We start from the raw sequence: 12,722 nt of genomic DNA on the forward strand, positions 1-12,722 counted from the left end.
CCAACGCAGCGTTACTCTCCCATCACGACACCTTCACGCCGCGGGTCAGCGCCGCCGAACAGCGTGCCATCCTCCAATCGCCGAATCGCCTGAAGGCCGCTAGTAAGCTCACGCTCGCTGACATTGTGGCCCCGCTCACGCAGCGATTCGATGATCTCCTCAGGGAAGCGGCCCTCTTCCAAATAGACATCGCCACCCAGCGTAATCGCATGAGGCAAGTTCAATGCTTCTTGAGCGTTTAACCCCCAATCGCGCATCGCAACCAGCGTTCTCGCCGTATAGTGGATAATGGCAGCTCCCCCTGGCGAACCTAGGCTGGCTACGAACTCACCCGTCTCGCGGTCAAAAACTAACGTCGGGCTCATACTAGAGCGGGGGCGCTTACCTGGCTCAACGCGATTAGCCACTGGTTGCCCATCAACCTCAGGAGTAAATGAGAAATCTGTCAGCTCATTATTCAGTAAATAGCCACCGGGCAACTCCGTACCACCATCCGCTAAAATGCGCGACCCAAAGGCCTGCTCAATGGTAGTCGTCATGGCAAGGGCATTACCATCGGCATCCACGATGCTGATATGACTGGTGCCATACTCAGGTTGCTCGGGCTGGCTTGCCCAACTGACTGCCAGTTCACCAGGGTTACCCGGCTCGGCGTTCTCTCCCATGCTCTCTGCACCAATCAGCTCGCTGCGCTTGGCAAGATAGTCAGGGTTAAGCATCAGCGACCAGTCACCGCCAGGTGCTTCAACGAAATCAGGGTCGGCGATGTAGCGGCCACGGTCAGCAAAGGCGAGCCGGGAAGCTTCCAAGAATTGATGCAGCCAGCCACTGCTGGTAACGCCATTTTCCAACGGCGCCTCAAGCAGCGGCTGCTGGCCGAGCATACCCAATATTTGCATGACAGTAATATGCCCCGATGAAGGGGGTGGAAATCCGCATACTTCCCACTGTTGCCAAGGGGTGCACACAGGCTCGCGCTCCAGAGCTTGATAGCCACTTATATCCGCTAGCGTAATCTCGCCAGGGCGAACAGGATGTGATTGAACTTGCTCTACTAGATCCTCAGCAACCCCGCCTTCATAGAAGGCAGCACTTCCCTCTTCAGCAACGCGGCGTAGGATAGCGGCTAACGCAGGATTTTTGAGCGTCTCGCCAACCGCAAGGGGCTCGCCATCAGCGGAGTAGTAAAACTCACGAGCCAGGTCATTTTGGCGTAGAGCTTCATCGTTGGATAGGCTTGTATGTAGCCGCTGGCTCACCGCAAACCCCTCTTCCGCTAACGTAATAGCAGGGGCAAAGAGCGCTTGCCAAGGCAGTTGACCGTGCTCTGCATGGGCTTGCTCTAGCATACGCAGCGTTCCAGGCACGCCTACCGAGAGTCCACTAGCAACGGCTTCCATGAAAGGCAGCGGCTCGCCATCTTCCATAAACAGCTCGCCGGTTGCTGCGGCGGGAGCTATTTCACGGCCATCATAAGCCTGTACCTCGGTACCATCAAAGTGCATTAAAAAGGCACCGCCACCGATGCCGCTTGATTGCGGCTCAACCAGAGTCAATACCATTTGTACGGCAACGGCCGCATCCATGGCATTCCCCCCGGCTTTGAGTACTTGATAACCTGCATCAGTAGCTAACGGATTGGCAGCGGCCACCGCAAAGGTATCCGCTTCCCAGCCGGGCTTCTCTTCAAAGCCCGACCCTACTTCAGGGGTAATCGCGGGGGCTTCATAACTAAACCCCCAGCTCACCATCGGCACTAGCAGTAAACCCGTGAGTGAGAGTACCCTTCTTGGCAGCATAACCTTTCTCCTTAAATCGTTTCGCAGGTGTGAATCACCAAGGCGGCGACGCCTTTTAAGAGCTCAAGCAATATAGCGTAGCCTATAAAGCGGCTACGCCCGGCACAATGGCCGGGCGTAGCATGATGAGCACGCAATGATTGCTATGGAAGAATTAGGATATTGTTTCACCCGCTAGCATAAACCACGTTTCCAGCACGGCATCCGGGTTGAGCGAAACGGAATCGATCCCCTGCTCCATCAACCACTTGGCAAGATCTGGATGATCCGAAGGCCCTTGGCCACAAATCCCTACGTACTTGCCTTTCTCTTTACAGGCCTTAATCGCCATCGCCAGAAGCTTTTTCACCGCTGGATTACGTTCGTCAAACAAGTGGGCGACGATGCCGGAATCACGATCCAGACCAAGCGTTAGCTGGGTTAAATCGTTCGAGCCAATCGAGAAACCATCGAAATACTCAAGGAACTCATCCGCCAGCAGCGCATTGGCGGGTAGCTCGCACATCATGATGACTTTCAAGCCGTCCGGAGTTTCGTCACCGCCACGTTTCAGGCCGTTGGCGGCAAGCAAGTCGACCACTTCCCGTGCCTCGTCGGTGGTGCGTACAAACGGCACCATAATCTCGACGTTTTTAAAGCCCATCTCATCACGTACACGCTTCAGCGCCCGGCACTCCAACTCAAAGCAGGGGCGGAAGGCTTCCGAGATGTAGCGGGAAGCACCACGGAAGCCCAGCATCGGGTTCTCTTCACCCGGCTCATAGAGCTTGCCGCCAATCAGGTTTTCGTACTCGTTGGACTTGAAATCCGATAGGCGGACGATCACACGCTGCGGGTGAAAAGCCGCTGCGAGGGTGGAGATTCCTTCAACCAGCTTATCGACGTAGAAACTCACCGGATCGGCATAGCCAGCGGTACGCAGGTCAATCACCTGCTGTAAATCGGCAGGTAGCGTATCGTACTCAAGCAGCGCCTTCGGGTGTACGCCGATCATCCGGTTGATAATAAACTCGAGGCGTGCCAAGCCAACGCCCGCATGAGGCAAGCCAGCAAAACCGAAAGCACGATCCGGATTACCCACGTTCATCATAATTTTGAACGGAATTTCCGGCATGGAATCAACGCTGGACACGTTGCAGTCAAATGCCAACAGCCCTTCGTAGACGTGGCCGGTATCCCCTTCTGCACAGGAAACGGTCACGTCGATGCCCTCTTGTAGCTGCGTGGTCGCATCACCACAGCCCACCACCGCCGGAATGCCTAGTTCACGGGCAATAATCGCCGCGTGGCAGGTGCGCCCGCCACGGTTCGTCACAATGGCCGAGGCGCGCTTCATGATCGGCTCCCAATCCGGGTCCGTCATGTCGGTGACCAGAATGTCGCCTTCCTGGATTTTATCCATCTCATCCGGGCTGAGGACAATCTTCACCGCTCCTCGGCCGATACGCTGGCCAATGGCGCGGCCGGTAATCAAGGTGCGGCCTTTCTCACGCAGTTGGAAGCGCTCAAGCTTACCGCCCTCCTGCTGTGACACCACGGTTTCAGGGCGCGCTTGAACGATATATAGCTTGCCGTCGTCGCCATCCAGTGCCCACTCAATATCCATCGGGCGCTGGTAGTGCTGCTCGATGGTCACCGCTTGACGAGCAAGATCCATCACCTGCTCATCGTTGATACAGAAACGGCCGCGGTCTTTGTAAGGTACATCGACGGTTTCAACGGATTTACCGGCGCTGGCATCTTGGCCATAGACCATCTTGATCAGCTTGGAACCTAGGGTGCGGCGCAGTACCGCCGGGCGCCCGGCGGCCAGCGTGGGCTTATGAACGTAGAACTCGTCCGGGTTAACTGCCCCCTGCACCACGGTTTCACCTAGCCCCCAAGAGGCAGTGACAAACACCGCATCGCGGTAGCCAGACTCAGTATCTAAGGTAAACATAACACCGGAGGCACCGGTCTCAGAGCGCACCATTTTTTGAACACCCGCTGACAGTGCGACGTTCTCATGGGCGTAACCACGGTGCACGCGGTAGGAGATAGCGCGATCATTGAACAGCGAGGCAAACACTTCATGAACGGCGTGTTTGATATTGGCAAACCCCTCGATGTTCAAGAAGGTTTCCTGCTGCCCAGCGAAGGAGGCATCGGGCAAGTCTTCTGCGGTGGCAGAGCTGCGAACGGCGACTTTGAGGCTTGGGTGCTGCGCTTGGAGCTGCTCGTAGGCATCACGCAGCGCGGTTTCAAACGCGGGGGGTAACGGCGTATCGATGATCCATTGGCGAATCGTCTTGCCGGCCTCGGCCAAGGCTTTAACGTCATCAACGTCCAAGCGAGCGAGCTTGTCATTAATGCGGTCGTTCAGCCCTTCATGGGAGAGGAACTCGCGATACGCGTGGGCAGTGGTCGCGAAGCCGCCTGGCACCGTGACGCCGGCACCCGACAAGTTGGAAATCATTTCGCCTAGCGAGGCGTTTTTACCACCCACGCGTTCGACGTCTGCCATACCTAGCTGATCGAACCACAGAATGTACTCTTCCACGCAACCCCCTCGCTTTTTGACTTTGTTACGACCCATCGGGACGACACGAATAGACGTTGTCACCCTAGCATTGCGGTGGTGTATTCGCCATTGGTCTAACAGCGAAGGGAGTGGAGGATTTTTACAACAAATACACGAAATTAGCGTTTTGTGTAGTGTCAACTAAGCAGTGGCAACTAAGCGTTGTGCTTAGCCAGAGCGCAGCACACAATAAGGTCTTTTCTATACACGACGGATTGGCGGGCAGGTTATGAAACGAACGGCTTTTTTTATTTCGGATGGCACCGGCATTACTGCCGAGAGCTTAGGGCGAAGTTTGCTGGCGCAGTTTAGCGATGTCGACATCAACATGCTCACTAAGCCATATATCGATACGGTTGAGAAAGCACAGGCGCTGGCAGAGATCATTGAATCAACGGCCATACGCGATGGCTGCCGTCCGATTATTATCGATACCATCGTCGATCAGCAGATCCGTAACGTTATCCGCCAGGCATCGGGCTTTAAAGTCGATATTTTTTCTACGTTTTTAGAACCGCTTGAACAGGAGCTGGGGACACACTCCTCTTACAGCGTTGGCCGAACGCACTCTATTGGTAGCGATGACGTCTACATGGACCGCATTCATTCCGTGCACTTTGCACTGGATAATGACGACGGGGCACGCACCCATCAATACGATAAAGCCGATATTATTCTGGTAGGGGTTTCCCGCTGTGGTAAGACACCAACCTCGCTCTATCTGGCGTTGCAGTTCGGCATTCGAGCGGCGAATTATCCGTTAACTGAGGATGACCAAGATGAGGATGGTAATTTAAAACTTCCTAAAGTCCTCGCACCCCATCGCCACAAGCTGTTTGGCCTTACCATTGATGCCCGCCGCCTCTCGGCAATTCGCAATGAGCGCCGCCCGAATAGTCGTTATAGCTCGATGGATCAGTGCTTACAGGAAGTAGAGCAAGCAGAGGCGCTGTATCGAAAAATGCATATTCCGTATATTGATACTACGCGCTTTTCAGTCGAAGAGATCTCAACCCGCATGATTGCAGAGACCGGCCTAGCAAGGCGCTTTTCACCTCGCTAGGCGCGTTTATTACATGCCCTTGGGTGCAAAAATCCCAGGGGCGTTACGCCAGTAACCTTTGTAGTCCATTCCAAACCCAAACACATAGCGGTCGGCTACTTCTAAGCTGCAGTAATCGGCTTTAAGCCCTGGCACGGCTTTACGGTCGTGCTGCTTATCTACCAGTACCGCGGTGGTCACACTCGCCGCCTGAGCCTCCTTGCAGTACTCCAAAATCGCCGCCAGGGTTGAGCCTTCATCAAGAATGTCATCCACAATCACCACATGGCGGCCCGCCATCGGAATTTCGGGCGATACCCGCCAAAAAAGCTCACCGCCGCGCAGTTCATTGCGGTAGCGGGTCGCATGTAGATAGTCTACTTCCAGCGGAAAACCAAGACGCGTCAATAGGTGCCCTGTCGTAATGAGACCACCATTCATGACGCAGTAAAACACCGGCAGTTTATCGCCTAAGTCGCGAGTAATCTCTTCCGCCATGCGATCTAACGCACGCTCAACCTGCTCTTGTGAAATCAGGCAGTCGGCGTTATCCATCAATTCACGCATGGAGTCTAGTGATTCAAGGGCGTCTTTATCCAGCTTGGACATGCTACTTCTCCAAATACAGGGTCAAACTCACCGGGAAACGGTATAAGTAGGGAAATTAATGGGTTAGGGCTTCAAGCTTGGCATGGGTACGGCGCCAACGGCCTAAAGCAGAGAGCGCATCGAGTTCGGGCCTGGCACGGCCGTAACGCAGCTTGGCAGGCCGTTTATTCAGCACCCCTTGGCAGGCTTTTACCACCTCAATGGCGGCCGCTCGGTCATTGCAGATCAGCAGCATGTCGCAGCCAGCGGCCAGCGCCGCTTTGGCACGCTCGGCAGGAGTCCCTGCTTCATGCGCTCCCGCCATGCTCAAATCATCGGAAAAAATGCACCCTTTGAATCCAAGCGACTCACGCAGCATTCCCAGCCAGCTAGGCGAAAAGCCTGCAGGCCGGGTATCAAATGCTGAATAAATGACGTGGGCAGGCATAACCCCGTTCAGCAGGCCAGCTAATTCACGAAACGGCACCAGATCTCGCGCTTTCAACTCCGCCAGGGAGCGTTCATCCACCGGAAGCGCAATATGGGAATCCGCCGCTACACCGCCATGCCCAGGAAAGTGTTTACCGACGGCCGCCATGCCAGCGTCATGCAAGCCTTCGATAAAGGCGTGGCCTAGCTGGGCGACATGAGCGGGGTCGCTGCTGAAACTGCGGTCGCCAATGACGCTGGAGATACCGCTCTCAACATCCAGCACTGGTGCAAAGCTCATATCTAAGCCGCAGGCGGCCATTTCCATGCCCAGCAGCCAGCCTGTGTCTTTGGCTAGGGTTAGCCCTGCCGCTGGGTCACTGGCGAATAGCTCGCCAATTCGCGCCATGGCGGGCAGCGTGGTCACCCCTTTTTTAATCCGCTGGACCCGGCCACCCTCTTGATCAATACCAAGCAGCAGATCACCACGCACGCGGCGAATACTGCTGCAGAGCTGCCGTACTTGGTAGGCATCTTCTACGTTGCGGGCGAATAGAATAACGCCGCCCACGGCTGGGTCTTTTAGCAATCGCTTTTCAGCGTTGGATAACTGCGGCCCCTCAAGGTCAAGCATGACCGGGCCAGTGGGTTGCGTCATGGTGGTGAGTCCAACAAAAAGGGAGCCATTCTAGACTAACCGCTTAGCGTGTCAAAATTCTGGCAGAGTGTCCGAAGGTGAGCTTAATGCAGCCAAACCGGCGTGCCCGGTTTAGCATGGTCAAACAGGTAGTGTAAGTCGTGATTGCGTAGGCGTATGCAGCCGTGGGAGGCAGCCACACCCATTGGCTGATTCTCAGGCGTACCGTGAAGATAAATATAGCGCCGTTGGGAGTCGACATCACCACCACGGTTTATACCGCGCTCTAACCCGCAGAGCCACAGGATGCGCGTTAGAATCCAATCTCGTTTAGGAAAATTGACGGCTAACTGGGGTGAAAACACTTCCCCTGTCCATCGGCGGCCACGAAATACAGCATTGTCGGGTAAGCCCTTGCCAATAGACGCGCGTACATAGTGCCAGCCCAGCGGTGTTTGGCCGCTACCCTCTTGCTGTCCTACGCCAGCCGCTCCAGTGGAAACGTCGCACTCATAGCTCACCTCTTTCCCCTGCCAGTAACGCAGTCGCTGCTGCTGGGTATCGATGTCGATCCAAGCATCTTGGGAAGGCGGTAATTCAGCTAACCTGGGTGTTTCCATACGGCCCCTCTTCAACGGCTGCCGGTAACGGCGCATTCATGGCCGCGACCACAACTGGGCGTAGCCGCCGTACAAGATCACGCACCGTTACCTGCTCTTGATAATCCTTAGCGGCGATATCACGCAGCGCATCCAAGCCCGATAGCGTAAATATCACCGTACCTAGCATAAAGTGTAGCCGCCAAAAGCGCTCGGCATCTGGCAAATCGGGTGTTGCTTTGCGGACAAGTTCAGTAAAGCGCGTGAATACATCACCATATTCCTGCTGAATGTAACGCCGTAAATGCCCTTGAGCTTGACTGTAAGCTAACCCTAATAGCCGCATAAATACCTTTAGGCTATTTCGCTCAGCAGGCACGGCAAGCACGGTGGTGGCCATGGTCTCTAAAAGCACTTCTAACGGAATTGGCTGGCCTTGATAGCGGGCTTCCAGCTCATCCAGTGCACTGTGAAAACGTACTGAAAATGGGTCAAGGTAGCGGGCAAATACCGCTTGAATCAGCGCTTTTTTGGAACCAAAGTGATAGTTGACAGCGGCCAAATTGACCCGTGCTTTGCTAGTGATGTTACGCAGCGACGTTTCGGCAAAGCCTCGCTCTGCAAATAGCACCTCTGCGGTATCTAAAATACGCGTTACCGTATCTGACTGGGCCATGGCGCCCTCCAAAAAACAGGTGTTTAAAACATGCCTGAATACTATGCCATAACCTATGTTGGCTCAATCTCTTATCCTAAGGCGCCAAGGGTTAATTAACGTTTAGCGGCTGTTTATATTGAGCGTAACTCGCCATATACTGGACAGAGCAACATACTGTATACTTAAACACATACTGATTAAGCCGACATGTAGCTACTGTTTTTTTCACTGTTTTGGAGTTTGGTATGTCGCGTCCACTTACAGCACGTCAGCAACACGTATTTGATTTTATTGTTAAAACCATGGGTGAGCTTGGCTACCCACCCACCCGTGCGGAAATTGCCAAAGCGCTTGGATTCCGCTCGCCCAACGCCGCAGAGGAGCACCTGCGTGCACTGGAGCGCAAAGGGGCTATCCGCATTATCCGCAACACATCGCGCGGCATTCGCTTACCTAGCCAGGAGCCACAGGAGCTTGCCGAGGCGCCAGTGGCAAGCCCTTCTGCCACCGTTGAGCTGCCGACCAACGGGCTTCCCGTGATTGGCGAGGTTGCCGCTGGCAGCCCTATTCTTGCGGCTGAACACATTGATCGCTACTGCCCGCTGCCCGCCGATTACTTCACTCCCAAAGCAGACTACCTGTTACGGGTTCGCGGCCTTTCCATGAAGGATATCGGCATACTGGAAGGCGACCTGCTTGCCGTGCACCGCACCGACCGCGTACGCGATGGGCAAATTGTCGTAGCACGCCTGGAGGACGAAGTGACGGTCAAACGTTTTAAACGCCAGGGGCATCAAGTCACCCTGATTGCCGAGAATGCCGACTTCGCCCCCATCGAGATTGATCTGCGCACTCAGCAACTCGACATCGAAGGCGTGGGTGTCGGCGTTATTCGCGGTGGTAATGGGCAGGCGCTTGGCTAGTTGCCTGCCCCCGGGGGAGCCTACTGCAAGTCGATATAGCGGTGGTCATTAAAAGTGGCCACCCAGCTTGGGTGGTAAACCAACAAAATACTCAGCAGCATACCGGTAATAAATGCTTCTGACGGCATCAATAACGGTAAGAAGCGGGCATACTCCTGGGCGAGATGGACAGCCTCTGGGTCAGTGCCCGCCACGATAATCAGTGCAACCGCAGAGAGCCCTCCCCCTAACGTTGCCAAAGCAGCACCGAAAAAGCCGCAGGCAAACAGAAATACCATCAAATTGTCGGGCAGCCGGCGGTCGACAAACCGCCATACCAATCCGGTCACGAACGTAGGCACAATGCCGGTTACCAGCACATTTGCGCCCAATAGCAGCCACTCATTTCTGCCAATGGCCACCATGGCGATGTTAATCATCACATTGCTGATCAGCGCCAGCGGCGTTTTAAATACCAGCGTCATCAGCACTGTGAAGACCAAATGCAAGGTCAGCCAATCTACCGCTTGCGCGCGCAGCTGCCACATCAGCATGACGGCTAACGTGGCCGCCATCCAGCGATGCTGAAGCGCGGTATCCTCGAGTAGCGGCTGCCAGGGGCGCAAGTATAGGCACCAAGCAAGAACGCTCAACGAGAATAGCCATGTCACTACCAATGCCCATGGTGCCAGTACGCTTTGTGCAAATGACATGGCGTTCCCTCACCTGCTTATTTAGCTAAAAACGACGGTTTTATTACCATGAATCAACACACGATCCTCCAGGTGCCAACGCAACCCCCGTGCTAACACTGCCTTTTCTACATCCCGGCCAAAACGCACCAGATCGGTAGGCGTGTGGCAGTGGCTAACACGATGGATATCCTGCTCGATGATAGGGCCGGCATCCAGCTCTTCGGTGACATAGTGGCAGGTGGCCCCAATCAGCTTAACACCCCGCTCATAGGCTTGGTGGTACGGCTTTGCACCGGCAAAAGAGGGCAAAAAGCTGTGGTGAATATTAATCACACGGCCGGAATAGCGTTCGCAAAGTGAAGGCGGCAGAATTTGCATATAGCGCGCCAGCACTATGCAATCCGCACGGGCAGTATCAATCTGCTCCTGCACTCGTTCAAATGCCGCCTGCTTGTTGGCAGGGTCTACTGGCACATGGTAATAAGGAATACCGTACCACTCAGTCAGCGAGCGCATATCGTCGTGGTTAGAGATGACGCCAACAATATCGCAGTCCAGCTCACCCGCCTGCCAGCGGTAAAGCAAATCTACTAGGCAGTGAGATTCTCGTGACACCATCAGCACCACACGGCGACGCTTTTGAGTATCTACCAGCAACCACTGCATATTAAATTCGGTGGCTACGGGATCAAACGCTGTGCGTAGTGCCTCCGCCGACATACCCAGCGAATCGGCAAGGATTTCGTAACGCATGAAAAAGCGGCCAGTCTCTAAGTCAGAGTGCTGGCTGGCTTCGGTAATTGAGCCACCTTGTTGAGCAATAAAACTTGAGACACGCGCCACAATGCCCACTTGATCAGGGCAAGAAACGACTAAACGGTAATAATGGGACATAACAAACACTCTTAACGTATTAAACGGCACGCTCGCCAAGCACCTACCTACCGGCAGGTAAACTACATTAGCCGAGGTAGTGTACCGTAAGCACGTTACGGAAGCATCGTCGTCAGGCGCTTGGTGATTGTTACCCGCCCCCCGCATCCCGTATAGTTAAGGAATTACTTTTTAGGCTTTTCATAACTGATGCATCCACCACGCGTTCAACTTCGTCCCCGTCGCCGCCCGCCTCTGCGCCTACTCCCGCTAGGTGGATGTGGTGAAATTGGAATGAATCTTACGCTGTATGGATACAACGACCAGTGGATCGCCATCGATTGCGGCATGATGATTCGTCAGGACCTGCCCAACACCCCGCTGCAGGTACCCAATACCGATACCCTTGCCACACTTAACATTACGCCCAAAGCGCTGTTTATTACTCATGGTCATGAGGATCATATTGGTGCCGTGGCATGGTTATGGCCCAAATGGGGTTGCCCTATTTTTGCAACTCCGTTAGCTGCCGGGCTATTGCGCCATAAGTTTGCTGAACACCAGCTTAGTAACGCGGCGATTGAAATTATTGAGCCAGGCGATGCGGTTGAGAGCGGCCCGTTCACACTGCGCTACTTAAACGTCACCCACTCAATCCCGGAAAGCTGTTCTATTATCATGCAGGCAGGTGAGTATCGCGTGCTGCATACCGGCGATTGGAAACTTGACCCTAACCCATTGATTGGCACACCCGTTAACGCCGCTCAATTCAGAGCACTCGCACCGGTAGACTTACTGGTGGGTGACTCCACTAATGCGCCGATGCCAGGGCAATCAGGGAGTGAGGGGGATGTTGCCAAAGCGCTGGCCACGACGCTTAAAGCATGCAAAGGCCGCGTAGTAGTATCTTGCTTTGCCAGCAACCTAGCCCGTGTACTCGCCATCGGTTTAGCCGCTCACGCCTGTGGCAGGCGCGTTAGCTTAATGGGCCGTTCAATGGAGCGTATGGTGAGTGTCGCCAGAGGGCTTGGTTATCTGGATGACTTCCCACCGCTGGTACCTCCCCACGACCTCGGTTACCTGCCGCCGGAGGAGGTGGTGATTATTGCCACCGGCAGCCAGGGCGAGCCCCGCGCAGCCCTACAGCGCCTAGCACAGCGCCGCCACCCCTTTGTCGACCTAGAGCCCGGCGATAGCGTGATCTTTTCAGCCAAAGCGATTCCTGGTAACGAGCGCCCTATCGAGCAGCTGAAAAAACGCTTGTTGCAGTTGGGTGTGACGCTGTTTGACGAAATGAACCATCCAGAGCTTCACGCCACCGGCCACCCAGCCCAGGAAGAGTTGAAGAAGCTTTACCAGTGGGTAAGGCCTAAAAGGCTGCTACCGGTGCATGGCGAAGCACGCCATCAAGAGGCGCATCAGGCACTTGCTGAAGAGTTGGGTATCAGCGCCCCACTGGCACCGGTGAATGGCGACATGCTCGTTCTCGACCATCAGGGGCTACGCTGCGAGGCGCGCTACCCGCAGCCGCCCTGCATCGTCAATCAGAACAGCGTCGTGCCCCATCCAGGGCTAGAGAACCACCACTCCACCGCCCGGCGTGGCAGCCTATTTCTCGCGCTTCCCGTGGCGGCAACAGACACCGGTTGGTGCCGTATTGGCCGTTTGATGCTGGACAATAGTGGCGCTAGCCCCATGGATGAAGACAGCTTCAGCGAATGGCTAGATGAGCAGCTTGAAGACATTGAAGCGGATACTCTGGCGGACTTGCGCCACGCACTTCAACCAAGATTAGTTCACTGGCTAGCTAACCACTTGCAGCATATGCCGCAGGTGCATCTACAGATCATGGCAGCGGAAATGCCTTCAGAAACAGAGCTAGGCAGTAGTTTTTAAGCAGCACCGTCACTACAAGAGCCACTATACAAGCGCTCAGTAGT

Annotated in this window: 11 protein-coding genes; 3 read left to right on the forward strand and 8 right to left on the reverse strand. The window is 54.8% G+C overall.

All coding sequences use genetic code 11. The features are described 5' to 3' along the window. Positions 1 to 11: 11 nt before the first annotated feature. Together ggt and ppsA are read right to left on the reverse strand one after the other, a co-directional pair. Complete coding sequence (gene ggt / locus LG300_RS08620; RefSeq protein ID WP_404374526.1) at positions 12 to 1,799, reverse strand: gamma-glutamyltransferase; 1,788 nt, start codon at positions 1,797 to 1,799, stop codon at positions 12 to 14. Between the two features lie 154 nt (positions 1,800 to 1,953). After that, positions 1,954 to 4,338: a phosphoenolpyruvate synthase gene (gene ppsA / locus LG300_RS08625; RefSeq protein WP_404374528.1), complete on the reverse strand. Its 2,385-nt coding sequence runs from the start codon at positions 4,336 to 4,338 to the stop codon at positions 1,954 to 1,956. Positions 4,339 to 4,588: 250 nt separating this feature from the next. Here ppsA and LG300_RS08630 point away from each other — a divergent pair, with 250 nt between their 5' ends. Next, complete coding sequence (locus tag LG300_RS08630) at positions 4,589 to 5,422, forward strand: pyruvate, water dikinase regulatory protein (protein ID WP_404374530.1); 834 nt, start codon at positions 4,589 to 4,591, stop codon at positions 5,420 to 5,422. A gap of 9 nt (positions 5,423 to 5,431) precedes the next feature. Here LG300_RS08630 and LG300_RS08635 read toward each other — a convergent pair whose 3' ends face one another. The 4 genes from LG300_RS08635 to LG300_RS08650 all read right to left on the reverse strand — a co-directional run bounded on the left by LG300_RS08635 (position 5,432) and on the right by LG300_RS08650 (position 8,330). Beyond that, a complete protein-coding gene (locus tag LG300_RS08635) occupies positions 5,432 to 6,010 on the reverse strand; it encodes a hypoxanthine-guanine phosphoribosyltransferase (RefSeq protein ID WP_404374532.1) in 579 nt (192 codons plus the stop codon). A gap of 55 nt (positions 6,011 to 6,065) precedes the next feature. After that, positions 6,066 to 7,076, reverse strand: a complete 1,011-nt coding sequence (gene nagZ, locus LG300_RS08640; protein WP_404374534.1) for a beta-N-acetylhexosaminidase — start codon at positions 7,074 to 7,076, stop codon at positions 6,066 to 6,068. Between the two features lie 83 nt (positions 7,077 to 7,159). Beyond that, positions 7,160 to 7,675 carry a L,D-transpeptidase family protein gene (locus tag LG300_RS08645; RefSeq protein ID WP_404374535.1) on the reverse strand — a complete coding sequence of 172 codons (516 nt, stop codon included), beginning with the start codon at positions 7,673 to 7,675 and terminating at the stop codon, positions 7,160 to 7,162. Beyond that, positions 7,653 to 8,330, reverse strand: coding sequence for a TetR/AcrR family transcriptional regulator (locus LG300_RS08650; RefSeq protein ID WP_404374537.1), 678 nt, complete (start codon positions 8,328 to 8,330; stop codon positions 7,653 to 7,655). The genes LG300_RS08645 and LG300_RS08650 overlap by 23 nt, the downstream gene beginning before the upstream one ends. A 227-nt stretch (positions 8,331 to 8,557) precedes the next feature. On the opposite strand from LG300_RS08650, the gene lexA reads away from it, so the two are divergent. Next, a complete protein-coding gene (gene lexA / locus LG300_RS08655; RefSeq protein WP_404374539.1) occupies positions 8,558 to 9,235 on the forward strand; it encodes a transcriptional repressor LexA in 678 nt (225 codons plus the stop codon). A 20-nt stretch (positions 9,236 to 9,255) separates the two neighbouring features. On the opposite strand, the gene LG300_RS08660 is transcribed toward lexA, so the two are convergent. Then, positions 9,256 to 9,927, reverse strand: a complete 672-nt coding sequence (locus LG300_RS08660; protein ID WP_404374541.1) for an energy-coupling factor ABC transporter permease — start codon at positions 9,925 to 9,927, stop codon at positions 9,256 to 9,258. A gap of 21 nt (positions 9,928 to 9,948) precedes the next feature. Continuing rightward, complete coding sequence (gene purU / locus LG300_RS08665) at positions 9,949 to 10,803, reverse strand: formyltetrahydrofolate deformylase (RefSeq protein WP_404374543.1); 855 nt, start codon at positions 10,801 to 10,803, stop codon at positions 9,949 to 9,951. Between the two features lie 273 nt (positions 10,804 to 11,076). Between purU and LG300_RS08670 the strand changes: the two genes are divergently transcribed. Continuing rightward, positions 11,077 to 12,678 carry a ribonuclease J gene (locus LG300_RS08670; RefSeq protein ID WP_404374545.1) on the forward strand — a complete coding sequence of 534 codons (1,602 nt, stop codon included), beginning with the start codon at positions 11,077 to 11,079 and terminating at the stop codon, positions 12,676 to 12,678. The last annotated feature ends 44 nt before the right edge of the window (positions 12,679 to 12,722 follow it).

The organism is Vreelandella aquamarina (assembly GCF_044805175.1).
Classification (GTDB): Bacteria; Pseudomonadota; Gammaproteobacteria; order Pseudomonadales; family Halomonadaceae; genus Vreelandella; species Vreelandella aquamarina_B.